General features: G+C 68.8%; 16 protein-coding genes and 2 pseudogenes. 8 read left to right on the forward strand and 10 right to left on the reverse strand.

The features are described 5' to 3' along the window. Nucleotides 1-84: 84 nt before the first annotated feature. Entirely contained in the window at nucleotides 85-720 is a 636-nt protein-coding gene (locus ACZ7EG_RS20430; protein ID WP_471080480.1) for a TetR/AcrR family transcriptional regulator, read from the forward strand. Here ACZ7EG_RS20430 and ACZ7EG_RS20435 read toward each other — a convergent pair. From ACZ7EG_RS20435 to ACZ7EG_RS20445, 3 genes are all read right to left on the reverse strand, one after another. Beyond that, the gene (locus ACZ7EG_RS20435; RefSeq protein WP_471080483.1) at nucleotides 689-1,339 is read right to left on the reverse strand and encodes a TetR/AcrR family transcriptional regulator; all 651 of its coding nucleotides are present in this window, start codon (nucleotides 1,337-1,339) and stop codon (nucleotides 689-691) included. The genes ACZ7EG_RS20430 and ACZ7EG_RS20435 overlap by 32 nt on opposite strands. 108 nt (nucleotides 1,340-1,447) lie before the next feature. Then, nucleotides 1,448-2,494 carry a zinc-binding dehydrogenase gene (locus ACZ7EG_RS20440; protein WP_471080486.1) on the reverse strand — a complete coding sequence of 349 codons (1,047 nt, stop codon included), beginning with the start codon at nucleotides 2,492-2,494 and terminating at the stop codon, nucleotides 1,448-1,450. A 138-nt stretch (nucleotides 2,495-2,632) separates the two neighbouring features. Next, a complete protein-coding gene (locus tag ACZ7EG_RS20445; protein ID WP_471080490.1) occupies nucleotides 2,633-5,854 on the reverse strand; it encodes a bifunctional cytochrome P450/NADPH--P450 reductase in 3,222 nt (1,073 codons plus the stop codon). A gap of 245 nt (nucleotides 5,855-6,099) precedes the next feature. Between ACZ7EG_RS20445 and ACZ7EG_RS20450 the strand changes: the two genes are divergently transcribed. Both ACZ7EG_RS20450 and ACZ7EG_RS20455 read left to right on the forward strand, forming a co-directional pair. Beyond that, on the forward strand, nucleotides 6,100-6,732 hold the full coding sequence (locus ACZ7EG_RS20450; RefSeq protein ID WP_471080493.1) for a TetR/AcrR family transcriptional regulator: 633 nt from the start codon (nucleotides 6,100-6,102) through the stop codon (nucleotides 6,730-6,732). A 176-nt stretch (nucleotides 6,733-6,908) separates the two neighbouring features. Then, nucleotides 6,909-7,313, forward strand: a complete 405-nt coding sequence (locus tag ACZ7EG_RS20455; protein ID WP_471080496.1) for a hypothetical protein — start codon at nucleotides 6,909-6,911, stop codon at nucleotides 7,311-7,313. Between the two features lie 445 nt (nucleotides 7,314-7,758). Here ACZ7EG_RS20455 and ACZ7EG_RS20460 read toward each other — a convergent pair whose 3' ends face one another. Together ACZ7EG_RS20460 and ACZ7EG_RS20465 are read right to left on the reverse strand one after the other, a co-directional pair. Beyond that, nucleotides 7,759-8,127 (reverse strand): hypothetical protein, encoded by a 369-nt coding sequence (locus ACZ7EG_RS20460; protein ID WP_471080499.1) that lies wholly within the window; start codon nucleotides 8,125-8,127, stop codon nucleotides 7,759-7,761. A gap of 350 nt (nucleotides 8,128-8,477) precedes the next feature. Continuing rightward, nucleotides 8,478-8,897 carry an acyl-CoA thioesterase gene (locus ACZ7EG_RS20465; RefSeq protein ID WP_471080502.1) on the reverse strand — a complete coding sequence of 140 codons (420 nt, stop codon included), beginning with the start codon at nucleotides 8,895-8,897 and terminating at the stop codon, nucleotides 8,478-8,480. Between the two features lie 255 nt (nucleotides 8,898-9,152). Between ACZ7EG_RS20465 and ACZ7EG_RS20470 the strand changes: the two genes are divergently transcribed. The 3 genes from ACZ7EG_RS20470 to ACZ7EG_RS20480 all read left to right on the forward strand — a co-directional run bounded on the left by ACZ7EG_RS20470 (nucleotide 9,153) and on the right by ACZ7EG_RS20480 (nucleotide 12,399). After that, complete coding sequence (locus tag ACZ7EG_RS20470) at nucleotides 9,153-9,458, forward strand: acyl carrier protein (RefSeq protein WP_471080505.1); 306 nt, start codon at nucleotides 9,153-9,155, stop codon at nucleotides 9,456-9,458. Between the two features lie 131 nt (nucleotides 9,459-9,589). Next, nucleotides 9,590-10,720 carry a cytochrome P450 gene (locus tag ACZ7EG_RS20475; protein ID WP_471080508.1) on the forward strand — a complete coding sequence of 377 codons (1,131 nt, stop codon included), beginning with the start codon at nucleotides 9,590-9,592 and terminating at the stop codon, nucleotides 10,718-10,720. Then, nucleotides 10,717-12,399, forward strand: coding sequence for an AMP-binding protein (locus tag ACZ7EG_RS20480; protein ID WP_471080511.1), 1,683 nt, complete (start codon nucleotides 10,717-10,719; stop codon nucleotides 12,397-12,399). The genes ACZ7EG_RS20475 and ACZ7EG_RS20480 overlap by 4 nt, the downstream gene beginning before the upstream one ends. A 49-nt stretch (nucleotides 12,400-12,448) precedes the next feature. Here the strand turns inward: ACZ7EG_RS20480 and ACZ7EG_RS20485 are convergent, their stop codons facing one another. Both ACZ7EG_RS20485 and ACZ7EG_RS20490 read right to left on the reverse strand, forming a co-directional pair. Beyond that, entirely contained in the window at nucleotides 12,449-12,988 is a 540-nt protein-coding gene (locus ACZ7EG_RS20485) for an EF-hand domain-containing protein (RefSeq protein WP_471080514.1), read from the reverse strand. A gap of 616 nt (nucleotides 12,989-13,604) precedes the next feature. Further along, nucleotides 13,605-14,194, reverse strand: a pseudogene (locus tag ACZ7EG_RS20490) (MmyB family transcriptional regulator); the annotation flags it as partial. 183 nt (nucleotides 14,195-14,377) lie between these two features. Between ACZ7EG_RS20490 and ACZ7EG_RS20495 the strand changes: the two are divergent. Together ACZ7EG_RS20495 and ACZ7EG_RS20500 are read left to right on the forward strand one after the other, a co-directional pair. Next, on the forward strand, nucleotides 14,378-14,920 hold the full coding sequence (locus ACZ7EG_RS20495; RefSeq protein WP_471080517.1) for a cyclophilin-like fold protein: 543 nt from the start codon (nucleotides 14,378-14,380) through the stop codon (nucleotides 14,918-14,920). Between the two features lie 84 nt (nucleotides 14,921-15,004). Then, nucleotides 15,005-15,277: pseudogene (locus tag ACZ7EG_RS20500) on the forward strand (XdhC family protein); the annotation flags it as partial. Between the two features lie 10 nt (nucleotides 15,278-15,287). Here ACZ7EG_RS20500 and ACZ7EG_RS20505 read toward each other — a convergent pair. The 3 genes from ACZ7EG_RS20505 to ACZ7EG_RS20515 all read right to left on the reverse strand — a co-directional run bounded on the left by ACZ7EG_RS20505 (nucleotide 15,288) and on the right by ACZ7EG_RS20515 (nucleotide 18,232). Beyond that, on the reverse strand, nucleotides 15,288-16,292 hold the full coding sequence (locus ACZ7EG_RS20505) for an NADP-dependent oxidoreductase (RefSeq protein ID WP_471080519.1): 1,005 nt from the start codon (nucleotides 16,290-16,292) through the stop codon (nucleotides 15,288-15,290). Nucleotides 16,293-16,426: 134 nt separating this feature from the next. Further along, on the reverse strand, nucleotides 16,427-17,482 hold the full coding sequence (locus ACZ7EG_RS20510; protein ID WP_471080522.1) for an aldo/keto reductase: 1,056 nt from the start codon (nucleotides 17,480-17,482) through the stop codon (nucleotides 16,427-16,429). Nucleotides 17,483-17,539: 57 nt separating this feature from the next. Further along, entirely contained in the window at nucleotides 17,540-18,232 is a 693-nt protein-coding gene (locus ACZ7EG_RS20515) for an SDR family oxidoreductase (RefSeq protein WP_471080525.1), read from the reverse strand. Nucleotides 18,233-18,305: the final 73 nt, after the last annotated feature.

Here is an 18,305-nt window from a genome sequence, read left to right on the forward strand (position 1 = left end):
CATCCGTCAATGGGTTCAGCCCAAATAATTGAGGATCTCATCAGTAATGGCAGTGTCATCGTGGCGGCGGTTACACTGGGCCGTATGCCGACGTCAGCCCCGCCCAAGAACCGCTTCGAGCGGCGCCGCGCCGAGACTCGCCAGGCGCTTGTCCGTGCGGCCCGGCAGATCCTCGCGGAGACCGGGGACACCGGCGTCAGCATCCAGGCCATCGCCGAGCGCGCCGATGTCGGTTTCGGGTCCTTCTACAACCACTTCGAGTCCAAGACGGAGCTGTTCGATGCCGCGGTGACGGACGCCCTGGAGGAGTTCGGGCAGGTGATCGACGCGCGTGTGGAAGGCATCGACGACCCTGCCGAGCTGGTCGCGGCCGGTTTCCGGCTCACCGCGCGGATGGCGGACTCCCACCCGGAACTCCTGCGGATCCTGCGTGACCGCGGACTGGCCCACATCCACTCCGACAGCGGCCTCGCCCCGCGCGCCCTGCGCGACCTGGAGATCGGCATCGCCTCGGGCCGCTTCGCCTGCAGCAACGCGACCACCGCCCTGTCCGCCCTGGGCGGGACCCTGCTGTCCCTCGTGGCCCTGAGGCTGGACCGCCCGGACCTCGACGGCGACGAGGCCGCCTCCGACCTGGCCGAGATGGTCCTGCGTATGCTCGGCCTCGCTGCGGACGACGCCCATGAGGTCACCCGGCGCCCGCTGCCCGATCTCGCCTGACAACCTCCCGCACCCGGAGCCCAGCCGCCTGTGGTGCCACGCCGGCGGCTACGAGGAACGCAGTCGCCGCGGCCTCGTCTGTGAGGTCCGCCCACGTGCCCGCGGCGTTCTCCTCGGCGAGGGCCAGCATCAGTGCCTCCAGCGCCTGGGCGAGGACGGGTGCCGGAAGGTGGTCCGCGAAGACGCCTTCGCGCTGACCACGTCGTAGGGTCGCGATGGCCTCTTCGCGGGCCGTTGCAAGGGTGGCACGGAACGCGTCCTTGCCCGGGTGGCGCCGCCCCAAGGCGATGAGCATGCGGTATTGATCGCCCACCGCCCAAGCCGCCAGCACCATCCGCGTCATCGCCTCGATCGGGTCGGCATCCGTGGTACGGCCTGCGGCGAACGCCTGTTGGAGTTCGCCGCCTGCTTCCTGAGCCAGGTGGGCGATCAGCGCATGTCGGCTGGGAAAGTGTCCGTACAGGGTGCGCCGGGCGACGCCGGCCGCCAAGGCGATGCTGTCGAGACTCGCGTCGGGGTCGTCCCGCAGTTTTTGCCGGGCGGTCGCGAGGATGCGTCTGTGGTTGGAATGAGCATCTTTGCGCTGCGGAGTACGGCCCAGGGCTTCGGTCGTCTGCATGATTCTGTCTCTCCACGGTTGCCGGAAAGCCGTGGGCGCCGGTGCTCCCTCACGCACCGGCGCCCACTCACCCCTGCCCAGGGTGGCTTGATGTCCTGCTGACGGGCGTCAGGGGACGAGGATCAGGCGGACCGGGTCGCCGATCTTGTTCTCCAGACGGCTGACCGCGTCGGCCGCGTCCACGAGCGAGATGTGGTCCGTGATGGAGGGGGCCAGGTCGAGGCGGCCGGCCGCGGTCAGCCGCACCAGTTCGGAGACGGATTCGGGGCTGCCGCCGTAGTGACCGCGGACCTGCTTGCACAGGTAGTTGAACGTCAGGCCCTCGGTGATGGTGAGCGGCCTGGGCGTGATGCCCACCAGGATCAGGGAGCCGCCCAGGCCGAGCGCGGAGGCGGCCTGCTCGCGGACGGCGGGGACACCGGCGCAGTCGAAGGCGAAGTCCAGGCCCCGTCCTTCGGTGGCCGCGCGGACCTGGTCGGCGAGCTCGGGGTCGGCCGGATCCAGGGCGTGGTCCGCGCCGAAGGCCAGGGCGCGCTCGCGGGCGCTGGGCAGCGGGTCCACGGCGATGATCGGTGCTGCACCGACCAGGCGGGCGAGACGTACGTTGTGGGCGCCGACTCCGCCCACGCCCCAGACACCGACGGACTGGGCGGGACGGACGCCCGCCGTGGTGACGACGGCGGCGTAGGGGGTGGAGACCGCGTCGGGGATGATCGCCGCCTGGTCGAAGGGGAGGCTGTCGGGGATGGGGATGAGGGTGTCCTCGCGGGCGATCACGTACTCGGCCCAGCCGCCGTCGTAGTCGATGCCCGCGGTGAGCATCCGGGTGCAGGGCCGGCGGCGCACACATCCGGCGCACGTGCCGCAGGTCTTGCCGGCCTCCAGGGTGACGCGGGTACCGACGGGCAGGCCGCGCTTGAGGTCGGGGCCGAGCGTGTGGACCACACCGGAGACCTCGTGGCCGACGGTGACCGTGTCGGAGGTGGCGAACAGCGGGACGAGGGAGCCGTCGATCAGGTGGACGTCCGAGAGGCAGACGCCCGCGGCCTTCACCTCGATGAGGACCTCACCCGGGCCCGGTACGGGGATGGGGATCTCTTCCACGGCGAACTTCTTGCTGTCCAGGTGGAAGCGTCCGGCGAGCATGGTGTCCATGAGGATCTGCTTTCTGTGAGCGGCACTCGGCGTTCTCGGGCCGATGCGTGCCGTGTGGTGTCCCAATGGCTTGTGGTGGCCGGGAGGCGTGCGGGGACTGGCAGGACGGGGGCCGCACGCCTCCCGGCGTCCGGGGGATCAGGCGAAGACGTCCTGCTGGTAGCGCTCGTCGGCCTCGAGCTGGGCGAGCCACTGCTGGGCGGTCTCGTCGTCGCAGCCGGTCTTCTGGCGGTGGATGGCGGCGAGAGCCTCGCGGACGGCGGGTGCCATACGGCGGCCGTCACCGCAGACGTAGATGTACGCGCCGTCCTCGATGGCCTGCCACACCGCGTCGGCGGCATGGGAGATGGCGTTCTGCACGAACCGGGCCGGGTGGCCGGTCACCGCGGAGAAGGCGGTGTGGATCCGTGCGATCCCGGCCTGCTCCCAGTCCTGCATCTCCTGCCGGTAGAAGTAGTCGTGCTCCGGGTGGCGGCAGCCGACGAAGACCTGTGACAGGCCGACCTCGGCGCCGTTGGCGTGCTGCCAGGCCCGCTCCTCCAGGAAGCCGCGCAGCGGCGCGATGCCGGTGCCGGGGCCGATGAGGATCAGCGGAGTGGCGGGGTCGGCGGGCGGGGCGAACGTCGGGGAGGGCACGCGGACGTAGCCGTAGACGGCGTCCCCGGGCTTGAGGCCGGCGATGTAGGAGGAGCAGGTGCCGCGGTACTGGCCGTCGCCGGACAGGGCCGGGCCCTCCAGCAGGCCGACGGTCAGGCGCACGTGGCGCGGGTTGGCCGACGGGGCGGAGGAGACGGAGTAGAAGCGGGGACGGATCGGGCCCGTCATCTCCAGGAACACCGCCAGCGGCAGCTCGACCGCCTCGAAGCGCTCCAGCAGGCCCAGCACCGAGACCCGCTTGCCGAGGATCTCCTTGCCGTAGCGCTCCTCGGCCTCCTCCGTGTCGGCGGTGTACGCCTGGAGCTGTGGCCGGGTCCACGGGCACTGGGTGTACTCGGCCAGGGTCTGGATCTGGGAGCGGGTGGCCACGTCCTGCAGTTCCAGGAACTCGGTGAGCAGGATGCCGGCGGTGACCGGGGTGCCTACCGGCAGGTGGGTGCGACCCCCGGCCGGCTGGTCGAGCCGGAGCACCTGGTCGTAGTCCACACCGAGCCGCCTCAGCGCGCGTTCCACCAGGGCGGGTTCGTTCTTGGCGAAGACGGCCAGGTGGTTGCCGGTGTCGTAGGTGACACCCTCGGGCAGCTCGAAGGTGATGGATTTCGCGGACGGGCGCGGCGGCTCGATGCTGAAGTCCCACAGGCCGGTCGCGTCGGCCACGAGTTCCTCGTTGGCCACCACTGTGAGCGGGTGCGCCTGCTCGGAGACGATGGCGGGACGCACGTCGGACTCGGTGAGCAGCTGGACCTGGTAGCGCGGGCCGCTCGCCGCGGAGGTGTCGGCGGCGTACTCCTCGGCCAGGGTGGCCCACAGGTTGTCCATCCAACGGGTGGCCATGCCGTCGAAGTCACCGGCGGCGTCCGCGATGCCGCGCTCGACGACCGGGGTGGCGCCTGCGGCCAGCAGGCCTTCCTCGATCCGCTTGGGGAATGCCTGGTAGGTGGCCACCCACTGGGTGTTGCCGGCGCCCAGCAGCGCGAACCGGACGTTCGCCAGCGCGCCCTTTGGCAGGCCGGCGGCGAGGAGGTCGTCGAAGCGCTGGGCGTTGTCGGGGGCCTTGCCGTTGTAGCTGGCGGCGACGACGGCGAGGATGCCCTCGGCGGGCAGGCTGTCGCCCAGCTCGTCCAGACTCACCAGGGTGGTGCCGAAGCCGGAGCGCTCGCTGCGGTCGGCGATGGTGCGCGCCAGGTCCTCGCAGGAGCCGAGGCTGGAACCGTAGGCGACCGTGAGGTTGACGCCGACGCCGCTGACCGCTGCCTGCGCCTGCGTGTCGCCGGTCTGCAGGTCCGCGGCGCCGAAGACGGTCCGCTCGTGTTCCTGACGGCGACGGACGATCAGCTCGAAGTTGCCGGGCTTGCGCGTCAGCGCCTCCCGCACGTCCATCTTGTAGTCGCTGGTGTCCGAGAGCTTGAACTTCTGCAGTACCAGCGCGAGAGCGAGGCGGGCCTCGGTGAGCGCGAACTGCCGGCCGATGCAGGCACGCACGCCGTTGCCGAACGGCTTGTAGGCGTGCGGGTGCTGCTGAGCCCGCTTTTCCGGCAGCCACCGGTCGATGTCGAACTCCTCCGGACGCTCCCAGGCCGTGGGGTGGGTGTGCAGTGGGCCCTCGAGGATGTTGACCCGCGTGCCCTTCTTGAGCAGGTAGCGGCCGCCGATGACGGTGTCCTCAAGCGGGGCCTTGCCGAACGCCGGGATCGGAGCCCACAGGCGCAGGGTCTCGTCCAGAACCCGCGGGATCACGTCCAGCTGCATGATCGTGTCGTAGTCCGGCACGGTGTCGCCGGGCATCAGGCGGTCCACCTCGGCGTACGCCTGCGCCAGGACGTGCGGGTTGCGCATCAGCGAGTAGGTGGCGAACGACAGCAGGCCACTGGTGGTCTCGTGACCGGCGATCAGGAACGTCAGCACCTGGTCACGGACGTTGTCGTCGGCCAGCAGCTTGCCGGTCTCCGGGTCGGTGGCCGCCAGCATCAGGCCCAGCAGGTCGTCCTCACTGGTGCCCTTCCCCTCGCGGCGCTCCTTGATCACGCTCTCGACCAGGTCCTGCATCAGCCGGATGTTGTCCCGGTACTTACGGTCGTCCGCCTTGCGGAGCTTTGTCATCATCGGCAGCTCCTGGGAGCGCCGCAGCGACTCCACCAGCGCGCCCAGCAGCGCGTTGAGGAAGGGGTGCAGCTCCTCCTTGTCGAAGGACCGGAACCGGTAGCCGAATCCCGACAGAGCGATCGTGTCCAGCGTCAGGCGGGTGTAGTCGTCGGTGATGTTGACCGGCTGCCCCTCCCTGCGCTCCCACTTGCCCGCCAGGTTCTGGGCGATCTCCAGCATCTGCCCGAAGTACGCCCTCATGGCCCGCTGGCTGAACGCCGGCAGCAGGACACGGTGGGCCATGCCCCATTCCTCTTCGTGCTGGTGGGCGGTGAACAGGCCCGCCCCCGCGAAGTCCCGGACGTGGTGCAGCGGCGTCTTGTCGATCTGCTTGAAGAACCGCGTCTCGTCGCAGACCTCGGCCACCAGGTCCGGGTCGTAGACGAAGACCTGCTCGATGCCGGCGATGTCCATGCCGTAGATGCCCTCGGGGAACTGCTTGGACAGCTCACCGAAGTACTCCACCGGATTGGTGTCGGGGATCTGCGGCGTGTTGCCGAGGAGGGGGATCCCACGAGGGGACCGGATGGGGCGAAGGTCGTTCGCGGAGTGCGTTGTCATGGCTTGCTCCTCTGCGTGGAGGGAGATGGGCAAGGGGGCGCTGCGCAGGTCGATACCGTGGCGCCGCACGGAAACATACGCCGTATGGAATTAGTACCGTACGGCGTATGGAAACTTGGAGCAAGCCAGGTCGCAGCGGCGGGCGATGTGATTCAGGTCATTTCCATACGGTGTACGGAACTGATACCGTACGTGGTATGGAAAAGAAGGTGAGGCGTCCCCCGCGGGGAACGAGGAAGAGGGACGTGCCTCTGACCGAGGCCGGGATCTATGCCGCCGCCCTGCGGCTCATCGACGAGGACGGGGTCGAGGCGCTCACCATGCGCAAACTCGCCACCGTGCTCGACGCGAACCCGATGTCGCTGTACCACCACGTGCCGAACAAGGAAGCCGTGCTGCGCGGGGTGGCGAGAACGGTCGGAGCCCAGTTCCGCACCGTGACGCTTCAGGACGCTCCCTGGCAGGAGCGCATCCGCCTGCTGGCCATGGACTTCCGGACCCTGGCGCACCGTCACCCCGAGTTGATGGCCTACTCGTTCAGTCACCAGCCGGACTTCATCCAGCCTGACGACCCGTTCTGGACCGCGCTCACCGCGATCGTGGCCGCTGCCGGGGTGCCGCAGCCGGAGGTCCCGGAGACCGCCGCTCTCATGGTCGCCGTCGTCGTCGGCGTCCTCGGCGCCGAACTCAACGGCTCGCTCCAGCAGTGGGCGAGCCTCAAGCCCCCCGGTGCCGCTTCCGGCGCGGACGAGGGCACGGACGCAGACCAGGCAGGCCGTGATCAGGACCACATGTTCCGGCTGGTGATCGACACGCTCATCACGGGCCTGGAGGGCCGGCTCGCCGCCGGTCGTAACGGCCGGGGCGCCGGGCGCTGAGGCGGGGTGGTTCCAAGGCGTTGCGGCCTGGGCACGTCCATCGTCGGGCGAGTTGGGGCCGCAACGCACCGTGACGCACGTCTTGGAGGCGCAACGGTTTTCGCCCGAAGTCTCCCGGGCTGTCACCAGCGCGCCTATTCTGCTGTCCCACCAAGGCATCGCCATCCGGGGGGATCGTGTCCGACGCGTTCAAATCCAAGCCTGCGCTCCAGCGCTGTGCCGTATGCCGCCTACCGGTGGCCAAGAAAAAGCTCGTCTTCGCGCCGGGCGGACACCCGGTGCACCGCGACTGCCGGTCGACCACGGACCGCTCGTCGACCCGTTCGGCGGCTCCGACCGGTCTCACCCGGGTACCGAAAGACATCAGCCGCGCCGAACTCCTCAAGAGGATCGAAGCGTTGCGGAAGCGCGACGCGAAAATGAAGCCGGGTGCCGCGAAGGTGCAGCCCGCCGACCGCCCCAAGCCGTCGACAGTGCCACACCGCGGCAAGCGGCCGGTCGCCCCGCCCCAGCCGTACTACGGCGTGGAGATGAAGTTCATCGACGGCCGGTGGGTACAGATGCACCCTGACTCCGAATAGTGGCCGCCCTCAGACGCACGAGGCCGACCGCTACGTCGCGGCACAGCAGGTCTGGTCGAGGAGTTCGTGCAGCGAGGGCTTCACGTGCCGCCGCCTGCTGTCTGGACGATCGCTCCGTCCGCGGTCACTGCCAGGAGCGCGCCAATGGGCGAGCCGCGCCGAGGTGATGACGCCGTGGTTCGCCGCGCTCGCCGGTAGTTTGACGCCCAGCGAGGCGGCCAACCCCCGGGGATGGGGCGCGCGTTGGCCGCGGCCCCCACGTCGTACACCCCGAAGACAGCGCGGGCCTTGCCAGGCCCTGCTCCTCGGGGAGTCTCAGGCCCATTCACCTTGATCACCGTGCCGATGGGATCGCAGCCTGCCCGCTGACGGATCTCCCCAGGGCACGGCCTGCCCGGTGTACTTGACGCGGGACAGACCTGCGACCCCCTGTTTTGCTACCTGCTCATTTCTTGGCTCCAGCCGACGGCGGTGCCGTGCTGAGGAGGAGCGCCACGTCGGGGGCGATGCCGATGCCGGCTTCCAGCGGTTCGTCGAGGACGTCGAGGTCGCGAAGGCAGGTCAGCACGGCATCGCCGGGAGCGCGGCACAGCACCGTGCACATCTCGTGCCGGAAGTCCCGGACCTCGTCCGCGCGGAGCCCGCCCCGGCGTACGGCGGGCATGACGGGAAGGCGGGTGGAGGTCTCGGCGGCGGCGTACACGTACGGCAGTTGGAGTTCGGCCCCGACCAGCTTCCGGCTGTCCGGGGCGAACCGGAAGACGTCCGGCGTGTCCCACAGCCGGTGCTGGCTGCCGAAGGTGTTCGCGAGCAACCGTCATGTCCTCCTGCCGGTCCTGATCCGCCTCGGCCTGCTTATCCTGATCGAGGGCGGTGCCTAAGGCTTGTGACCACGTGGAGAATTGAGCTGGGGCAGGCCGGATCGCCGGCCGTGACGCTCGCGCGTCGCCATTCTTGAGACCGCTGCGAAGAGCGTCTGACCTGCTGGTCCTTCTTTATAACCTCAACAAGTACGGAAGGCGTGCGGCCAACTTACTCACGCCTCCCCGAGCACGAACCGCCGGACGGGCCCTGACCGGGCCCAGGTCATAGCGGCGAAGCCGAGTGCTGTCGGAGACCGCCGCACACTGCCCCTGACGCGCGGCCCGTCCGGCCGAGGTCTGATCAGGCCTTGCCAGGAGGCGCGGCCGGCCGGCCGGTGAGCTCCTGCTCGACAACAGCCGTGTACTGGGGGCTCCATGGTGACGGGCGGCCGTTCGCCAGGTCGATTTTGATCACGACGCGATGCCCTTCCGCGTGCACCGTGCGGCCGTCCAGAGAGACCACGGCGAATTTGTACGTCGCACTGGTGTTGCCCATTCGCTCGACCCAAATCCGGATCTCCACGGCGCCGGATTCCCGCACCGGGGACAGGTACGAAACGCTCATCTCGCGAACGGCGATCGCCCCGTCGGGATGGCTCGGGCGGCCGTCCCGCATGGTGACACCATACCGAGACCAGAAATCGGAAATCGCGCGCTCGACCAGGACGGGATATCGGGCGTTGTGCAGCATGCCCATGGCATCGAGGTCGTCGTAGTGCACGGACTGCCGGAGCGTGACCCCACGGTTCACACACGTATCCATCGCCGTGCCTCCATTTGGGCTAAGTCGGTCCCGCACCCATGTCACCCGCTCACACCGGAGAGCATAGTGATCCTCCCTGAGGGACAACGCGGCGCTCACTCGAAAGAGGGACTTTCGGCGTGGCGACGGCCGAGCTGCGCCAAAAGGTGAGGGAAGGAGGTTCGGTGCGTTGGAGTGGACCGGACCTCTGGTGCCTATCTCGGGAGTTCTCTGATGGCCAGTCGCGACGAAGTCTTCGATGCGCTTGTACAGAATCTGATGCAGGTCAACCCGGCCTTGTCCGCCCAAGACATCAGCGGGGAAACGTCACTGGCGGCAGACCTGGGCCTGGATTCGTTCGCCCGGGTTGAGTTGCTGGTCCTGGCGGAGGAGGCGCTCGGTCTTGCTCGCCAGGTGGACCCGAGGATTTTCATCGGCGCGCGCACCCTCGACGACCTCGTCGCACAGCTGATGGCGACCGAACTGCCCACGCCGATGCAGAACTACCCAGGAGGATCGACAGGGAACGGCACGACATGAGTACGCCAAGCAGCCCTGCCTGCCCGGCGCGCGAGACCGATCCGCGGGCGGTCAAGCACTGGGCTCAAGGAGCGTCCGGCCTGTTCGCGGCTCCCGCGCTGGGTCCCGTGGAGGCAGACCGGTGCTTCTACGTGCACGGGCCGGACTTCGCCCGTCGGTTCTTCCACGCCGACGATGGTGCGCTCAGTCATGCCGACGGATGGAACAGTGTCCTGGGAGCAGCCTTTGGACACGGGATGCTCAATCTCGATGGGCGTCTTCACGACACGTACCGGCGGGCGGTGATGCCGCTGCTGAAACGACGTGCCGTTGCCGCCTACGCCCCGCACATCACCTCCGCCTTTCGCAGGGTCACTACGGAGCTCGGCGGAACCGTCGACGTGTTCCCTCTCGTCCGCAGACTCGTGTTCGAGATCTCCGCGCAGATTCTCGCGGGTATCGCACCGCGCGACACCGAGGAACTGTTGGAGGCGTACATCCAACTGCAGGCACCTCGGCCTCTAGGCACCGCGGAGGGTATGCGCGCCGTGCAGCGTGCCGTCAGGGCGCGCCATGCACTGCGCGCCGGTCTCCTCGCCGCCGCCCGCCGGCCAAGCGGTAACCGCGACAACGCGGTTACCCGGCTCAGAGCGCTGGACGACCGGCCATCGGACCTCCAGATCGCCGAGAACCTGTCCATTCTCCTTCTCGGCGGATACGAGACCACGGGCTACCTGCTGTCCCGGATGCTGTGGCTGGTGGCTCGCCACGCGGAACTACAGGAACAGCTCCGTCGGGGGTTCCAGGGGGAAGACCCTCTCGGGGGACAGTCGTTGTTCGAGGCGGTGTTCGCCGAGACGGCCCGTCTGCACCCACCCCTCGCGCATCTCCCGCGGCGTTCGGGCGTCGACCTGGCCTGGGCAGGACACCACATTCCCGCAGGCAGCCATGTGTTCTTCTCCGTTCTCACTGCCCACCACGACCCGGACCTGTTCCCCGAGCCGGAGAAATTCCGAATCGGCCGCTTCGGTGTCGGAAAAACGGAGGCGACCCCGCCCGGCTTCGCCTTGGTCCCCTTCGGCGCAGGCCCCCGTATCTGCCCCGGTGTCCATCTCGCCACACTCACCAGCAAACTCATCACCCGGCACTTCCTGGAGTCGTTCCGCATGAACGCCGATTCCGACAGGTACGTGGCGGACGTCACGCACAACGGGGCGAGCATCTCCCCGGCCGGACCGCTCGCCATCACTTTTTCGCAGCACCGGGAACGGACCTCGCGATGAACACAGCAGCGGACCATCCACTGGACCAGGCGACGTTGCCCGCGGCCTTGGCAGCACTGTCACGTCATTTTCCGGCCGCGACCGCCACGTTCCCCGGCATGAACGTGAGCCTGGACGCCGCCCGACTCGACCGGGCATCGGTCCGATTCGCCCGCGGCCTGCTCCGCCACGGAGTACACCCAGGAGCCGTGGTCGGTCTCGCCGTTCCGACCTCGGCGGACTTCCTGGTGAGCCTCTTCGGCGTACTGCGGGCGGGTGCGGCGGTCTGTCCGTTGCCGGCACTGAAGGGGCTGTCCAGCAGCAGCAGAACTCGTCTCGCCCGCGCTGTGCGTGCGGCAGGAATGCGTCACCTGATCACCGACGCAGTAGATCCGACCGCTATCGGGTATCTGCGCGAATCCTGTCCCGGTCTGGCGCTCCTAGGAGCCGACATCGGCGCACGCGGCAGCGGCAGCCTGCCCGAGGTGGCGCCCGACGATCTCGCGATCGTTCAGTTCACTTCCGGCAGCACCGCCGAGCCCAAGGGCGTCATGCTCCCGCACAGGGCAGTTCTGGCCGGTCTGCGCGCCATTGTGCTGTCCGGTGGACTGACGCCGGACGACGTGCTCGTGCAGTGGGTGCCGCCCCATCACGACATGGGACTCTTCGGAATGCTCGCCGCGCTGCTCAACGGCGGCAGCGCGGCCCTTCTCAGCCCGATGTCCTTCATCCGAAAGCCGACGGGCCTCTTGGCAGAAATGGCCCGAAGCCGCGGCACGCTCATGACCGGGCCGGACTTCTCCTATCGACGCCTGGCTTCGGCGGCGACCCCGGAGACCCTCGCCGGGCTGGATCTGCGCCGCTGGCGCATCGCCTTCAACGGCGCCGAACCGGTCCGCGCCGCCACACTCACGACATTCGAGGAGCGCTTCGCCCCGGCCGGGGTCGCATCGTCGACCATGTATCCCGTCTACGGGATGGCAGAGGCGACCTTGGCGATCACCTTTCCCGAACCGGGCAGCCGGCCCCGCGTGGTGCACGTGGACCGGGAAGTGCTCAGCAACGAAGGCGCTGTTCGCTTGCGCCCCCACGACCACCCCGGAGTCAAAGCGCTCGTGGCCGTCGGCAAGCCGGTCCACGGCATGCGTATGCGGCTGGTGGATAAGTCCGGAGAGCTGTGCCGTCCCGGCCGACTCGGCGAAGTCCAGATCAGCGGTCCAGCCGTGACCACCGGCTACTACGGAAATCCCGAGGCCAACGGGGAAGCTTTCGACGGCTCTTGGTTCCGCACCGGCGATCTCGGTTTCCAGCTCCGGGGAGAGCTGTTCGTCGCGGGCCGCATCAAGGAAATGATCATCATTCGGGGTGTGAACGTCTTCCCGGAGGACATCGAGGCGGTCGCGAGCCAAGTCCAGGGCGTCCATCGGGGACACTGCGTCGCCTTCCCCGTGACGGACCACGACGGTGATGAGCGCATCGCTGTGGCGATCGAGGTCGCACGCACCGGAGCACCCGAATCCACCGCCAGGCGTGTACGGCGAGCGGTGTGTGAGGCGCTCGACATCAACGTCGTGGAGGTTCACACCGTCGCTGCCAACTCCCTGCCCCGTACCACAAGCGGGAAGTGGCAGCGGGCCCTGACCCGGCAACGCATCTCTCGTCCGGCGTCGGCTGCCGCCGCTCGCGAGATGGCCCGCTGAATGGCGTTGCGTGCCGGTGCCGAGTCGTCACCCGGCACCGGCACGTGGATCAGTAGGAGCCGAAAGCCATGTTCCCCGGAGCGGCAGGGTCGGTGCTGGTGTAGAACTCCTCAATCGCCCGAATCAGTTCCTCCAGGCTGACGGAACCGTCGCCGTCGCGGTCCAGCGCGGTGAACGCCAAGTCTGCGTCGGTGGTGTTCATGCGCAGGCTGCGCTGTACCCGGCGCAGCTCCTCGCGGCCGATCCGACCATCGTCGTCGGTGTCGCACAGTTCGAGCGTTGCTTTCGCCAGGGGGCGCATGACACTCCCGTAGTCGATCGGACCGTCGGCATGCAGCGATGCGACGTACTCCTCGCGAGTGACCACCCCATCGCCATCCGCGTCCGCGTGCCGCAACAACTGCTCCCAGAGCTGGGCGTACGCTTTGCTGAGTGCTTCGTACTTCGGCGCCCCGGGTGGTTCGTCGAACTCCTCGGCCAGACGGCGAAGAGAATCCTGGAAGTCTGCGGCCGTGATCGCGCCATCGCCGTCGACATCGAGAAGTTCGAAACGCTTCGCGATTTTGGACATCAACAGATCAGTTGACATGTGGACTCCACGATTGACTAGCGAGGATTCGCCACCAGTACGTGACTCCCACATTACCGCTTATGTGTCACGGCCCGGCGGGCTTTTGGCGTCCTGACGTGTTTCTGCTGCGCGCAGCCGGTTACCGCTGGGCTTAAAATATGGAAATCGTTGGAGCGGAGTAAATTCAGTCTCGGCAGGCTGTTGCTCCCGCAATTCGATCTCCTGTCCGATGGCCGTGATGCTGCGCACGCGAACCCGGCCGGAACTCGTCCGGGCCCTGGACAATCACCGGGCTACGCGTCGGCGTCCCAGTCGATCCGGTTCAGTAGTCGGGGGATGCGATTGGGGCCCGCATGTCCGGCGGTGACAACGATCATGGGCGTCCAAAGCGTGTTTACTACTGGCGTCGCACCGCGGCCGCAAGGGCGGCAGGGCATCACATCACCGTCGCGGACCGGGCGGCGCCGGGAACAACTTCCGAGCAGCAGCAACTGCCCTGACCCAAGCTGCATGGATGTGTTCAATATCCGGAGTGAGGGAGTGAGGGCCCCTGCGCGATTACCCCAAGATCCGATGCCGCAGGATGCCGCACTACAGCACCTGCAGCTGCCTTCAGGACAGCGGTCCGTCGCGGTCAGCTGTGGGGGGAGGAGGCGGGCAGGCCCTGGTCGGCGGCCCAGGAGGCGAGAACGCGCAGCCGTTCGTGGGTGGGGGAGCCGGGCTCGGCGGTCCAGACGGTCAGATGCTGGTCGGGATCGGTGTTGGCGGTGAGGGTGTCCCAGTCCAGGACGAGCTCGCCGACGACCGGATGGTTGAGGGTCTTCGTGCCCACGGTGCGGGCGGCGACGTGGTGATCGCCCCACCAGCGGGCGAACTGCTTGTCGCTATGGACAGTTCACCGACCAGCTCGATCAGGCGCGGGTCTTCGGGATACTTCGCGGCCTCCATGCGCAGTTGGGCGACGGCGATGTGCGCGGAGCTCTCCCAGTCGGCGTACAGGGTGCGCATGGCGGGGTCCGTGAAGATGATCCGCGGGTAGTTGCGGTGCTTTTCCGCGAGACGGGAGAAGTCGGTGACCAGGGCGGCGGCCAGCGCGTTCCAGGCGAGAATGTCCCCGCGCCTGCCCTGCACGATGGCCGGAGTGGCGGTGAGGTCGTCCAGGACCCGCTGCAACTGTGGCTGGACCTTCTGCCGGCCGCGGCGCCGGGTGCGGGTGGTGGTCTTTGCCGTCGACGGCGAGGAACTGTTCTTCTCCCACGTCGGCCTGCGCGGCGGCCCCGCAGGGCCGGATGGCACGGGGACAGCAGCCCCGACACGCTGGTCCAGCGCCTGTACGACATCCACACCGAGCGGGACGGCTTCCGCCGCTACTCCGAGTCTCTGCCCGACTAGCCACAGGACGCCCCCGTGAACCCCGCCCCCTTCCGCGCTCTCGCCCGCGTGGTCCCGGCCGCCGCCCTGCTGCTGGTCGTGACCGCCTGCACCGACGATTCCCCGTCCTCCTCCTCCTCCTCCTCCTCCGCCGCCTCCTCCTCCGCGCCCGCGTCGCCGCAGGCTTCGACGGCCCCGGCAGCCACCACGCCGACCGGCAGGACAACCGCGGTGAACATCCGGCTCACTCTCGACGGCCACTACATCGCCGCCACCCTGAACGACAGCCCCACAGCCCGCGACTTCGCGGCCCAGCTCCCCCTGCCCCTCTCCCTGCGCGACCTCAACCAGGTCGAGAAGGTCGCCGATCTGCCCCGGAAGCTGTCCACCTCCGGCGCCCCGGAAGGCGCCGACCCCGAGGTCGGCGACCTGGCGTACTACGCCCCCTGGAACCAGCTCGCCACCTACTACCGCGACGCCCCGTACGCGACCGGTCTGGTCATCCTCGGGCACATGGCCGACGGCGGTGCCGAGCGGCTCGCCGGCGCCGACGAGATCACCATCGAAGCCGCGCCCTGAGCCGCCCCACCGCTCGCCCGTGCATGAAGGGGGGAGGAGATCCTCCCCTTTTCGTCCGGTCCGCCGCATGGAACCGTCGAAGATGTGGCCGCGCCGTCCACCGTCCGCCGCGACGGCTTCAGCCGCGAGGCACGCCCCTTCGCCCTGGCCACCGTCGTCGGCGTGCACGGCAGCGCCCCTCTGCCGGTCGGTACGTCGGTCGCGGTGGACGAAGACGGCAACGCCGTCGGCAGCATCTCCGGCGGCTGCGTCGAGGGAGCGGTCTACGAGCTGTGCCGGCAGGTGCTCCATGACCGGGGCACGCCGCAGCGGGCCTGGTTCGGCTACTCCGACGACGGTGACCGGCGCTCGGGACTCGTTCCCGCCCTCACATCATCGCGACGACGACCTTGCCGGCCTTTGCCCGTCCCTTTTCGACGTACTCCATGGCCTGGAGGGTTTCTTCGAACGGGAAGACGCGGTCGACGACGGGGCGGATCTTCCCGGTGTCGATGAGGGGGGTGAGTCCGCGCAGTTGGTCGCCGCTGGCCTTCATGAACAGGAATGAGTACTTCACACCGTGGCGCCTGGCGTTGCGCCGGGTCTTGAAGCTGAGGGCGGTCATGGCCAGGCGGAGGATCGGGTTCGCGCCCAGTTCGCGGGCGAAGGCCGGGTCGGGCGGACCCGCGACGCTGATGACTGTGCCGCCGGGCTTGAGAACGCGCAGGGACCTGGCGACGTTCTCGCCGCCGAGGCTGTCGAGGACGACGTCGTAGCCGTCGAGGACCTCTTCGAAGTCCTGGCTGCGGTAGTCGACGACGACGTCCGCGCCGAGGTCCTTGGCCAAGTCGGCCTTGGCGGTGCTCACGGTGGTGGCCACGTGCGCGCCCAGCGCCTTGGCCAGCTGGACGGCGATGGAGCCGAGGCCCCCGGCGCCCGCGTGGATGAGGACCTTCTGGCCCGGCTGCACGTGTGCCCGCTCGACCAGTGCCTGCCATGCGGTCAGGGCGACCAGGGGGAGGGAGGCGGCCTCGGCCATGGTGAGGGTGGCCGGTTTGGGCGCCAGGTCGTCCTGGTGGACGGCGATGAGTTCGGCGAAGGTGCCGATGCGGTCCTTGTCGGGCCGGGCGTAGACTTCGTCGCCCACCGCGAAGCGAGTGACGGACGGGCCGACCCGGACGACCGTCCCTGCGAGGTCGTTGCCCAGAACGAGCGGGAGACGGTAGGGCATGAACGCCTTGAAGTCTCCGTTGCGGATCCTGAGGTCCAGCGGGTTGATGCCCGCCGCGTGGATCTTGACCAGGACGTCGTCGGCACCTACCTGCGGGGCGGGTACTTCGGCGGCGCGCATCCCGGCTTGGTCGCCGTAGTTCTCGACTATGAAAGCCTTCATCGTCGTCTCCGTTCCGTTCCCCGTCCGTGAAGGTCGAGGTCTCCGCTCGCCCCGGGTGTTTCCCAGTACGAGGTAGTTTTTGTTGTTTTTCTGGCTGCGCGCGGGCGCACCGCGTCCTCGGCCGCGTTCGCCCATCAGGCCACCGGCACGACCGGGGCGGTGACGCGGTCGGCGGCGCCTCCCTGGAGGCGGTCGAGGGAGGCGGCGATCCCCTCGTGGGGCGCGCCGAGCGGCACCGCGCTGACATCGGTCAGGCGGGTGTACTGCTCGTCGGTCAGCTGGACGTCGAGGGCACCGAGGTAGCTGTCGAGCTGGGAGAGACTGCGCGGGCCGATGATCGGGACGAGCGTGGTCACGGAACGGGCGGCGCGCTCGCGCACCCAGGCCACCGCCACCTGGGCGGGCATCATGCCGGTCTCCTCGGCGATCGCCAGGACGGTGTCGACGACGGCGGTCTTCCGGCCGGTGCTCTCGGTGTGGATGACCATGCCGAGGTCGCTCAGGCGTCCCTCGGTGGAGCTGCGGTATTTGCCGGTGAGCAGTCCGCCGCCGAGCGGGGACCACAGGGCGGCGCCCAGCCCGAGGCTCTCGGCCATGGGCAGGAGCTCACGGTCGGCGGTGCGCTCGACGAGGCTGTACTCGTGCTGGATGCCCACGATCGGGGCCCAGTTCTTCAGGTCCGCGAGGGTTACGGCGCGCGAGACGCGCCAGGCGGGGAAGTTGGACAGCGCGGCGTGGTGGATCTTGCCGGCGCTCACCAGGTCGTCGAGTCCGCGCAGGAGTTCCTCCATCGGAGTGAGCTCGTCGGGGAAGTGCACCCACAGCAGGTCGATGTAGTCGGTGTTCAGGCGCTTCAGGCTGGCCTCGACCGAGGCGACCATGTTCTTGCGGCTGTTGCCGGTCTTGGAGATGTCCGGATGCGGGGCGGCGCCCAGGGCGAACTTCGTGGACAGGACGAAGTGGTCGCGGTCGGCGGAGATCAGCTTTCCGGTCAGTTCCTCCGACTCGCCGAACTGGTAGCCGTCCGCGCTGTCGAGAAAGGTGCCGCCGGCCTCGGCGAACCGGTCGAAGATCCGGCGTGCCTCGTCGGGCTCGGCGCCTGCGCCCCAGCCGGTGCCGAAGTTCGCGGTGCCGAGCGCGTACTCGGAGACGCGCAGTCCGGTCCGGTGGCCGAAGCTCGTGTAACGCATGAGATGTCCTTGCGTGAAGGGGTGTGAAGGTGGTCGCGCCGGGGTGGAGGGTGAGCGTCAGTCCGCGTTCGGCTGGGGCGCCGCGGACAGGCTCTGCTTGACGTAACGGGTGGTCTCGTCGGCGAGGATCTCGGGCAGGCCGGTCTCGATGCCGGAAAGGGCCTGGGCCGCGACGTCGTCGGCGGCGACCTTCTGATCGGCGGGCACGTCGGCGGCCATGTCGGTGTCCATGTAGCCGACGTGCAGCGCCGAGACGGCGATGCCGCGGGGTGCCAGCTCGTCGCGGGTGGCGCCGGTCAGCGCCCACGCGGCGGCCTTGGACGCGGCGTAGGAGCCGAGTCCGGCCGGGTGGAACCAGGACAGGACGGACAGGACGTTGAGAACGGCGCCGCCGCCGTTGGCCTCGATGACGGGGGCGAAGGATCGGGTCGTGACGAGCGGGCCGAAGAAGTTGGTCTCCATCTCCCGGTGCACCTCGGCCACGTCGCCTCCGATCAGCGACGTGCCGGTGGAGATGCCCGCGTTGTTGATCAGCAGTGTGACGTCGGACGCCACGCGCGCGGCCTCTCGTATCGACGCCTCGTCCGTGACGTCCAGCCGCAGCGGGACGACGCCCGGCACGTCGACCGTCTCGGGGCGTCGGGCCGCGCCGTACACCTTCGCGCCGCGCTCGACGAGCTGGGCGGCCAAGTGCCGCCCGAGGCCCCGGTTGGCGCCGGTGACGATCGCGACCGCGTTCTTCAGTTCCATGCTCGCTCCTGGTCGTGGCGGGCGCCGTCGGCCACCCGCAGGGGATTAGATTACGGAGGTAATCTAAACACGA

Source organism: Streptomyces sp. NPDC037100, from assembly GCF_055606225.1.

Coding starts and splice junctions, on each gene's coding strand:
- ACZ7EG_RS20430 (WP_471080480.1), top strand. CDS start 85: ATGCCGACGTCAGCCCCGCCCAAGAACCGCTTCGAGCGGCGCCGCGCC.
- ACZ7EG_RS20435 (WP_471080483.1), bottom strand. CDS start 1,339: ATGCAGACGACCGAAGCCCTGGGCCGTACTCCGCAGCGCAAAGATGCT.
- ACZ7EG_RS20440 (WP_471080486.1), bottom strand. CDS start 2,494: ATGGACACCATGCTCGCCGGACGCTTCCACCTGGACAGCAAGAAGTTC.
- ACZ7EG_RS20445 (WP_471080490.1), bottom strand. CDS start 5,854: ATGACAACGCACTCCGCGAACGACCTTCGCCCCATCCGGTCCCCTCGT.
- ACZ7EG_RS20470 (WP_471080505.1), top strand. CDS start 9,153: ATGGCCAGTCGCGACGAAGTCTTCGATGCGCTTGTACAGAATCTGATG.
- ACZ7EG_RS20480 (WP_471080511.1), top strand. CDS start 10,717: ATGAACACAGCAGCGGACCATCCACTGGACCAGGCGACGTTGCCCGCG.
- ACZ7EG_RS20485 (WP_471080514.1), bottom strand. CDS start 12,988: ATGTCAACTGATCTGTTGATGTCCAAAATCGCGAAGCGTTTCGAACTT.
- ACZ7EG_RS20505 (WP_471080519.1), bottom strand. CDS start 16,292: ATGAAGGCTTTCATAGTCGAGAACTACGGCGACCAAGCCGGGATGCGC.
- ACZ7EG_RS20510 (WP_471080522.1), bottom strand. CDS start 17,482: ATGCGTTACACGAGCTTCGGCCACCGGACCGGACTGCGCGTCTCCGAG.
- ACZ7EG_RS20515 (WP_471080525.1), bottom strand. CDS start 18,232: ATGGAACTGAAGAACGCGGTCGCGATCGTCACCGGCGCCAACCGGGGC.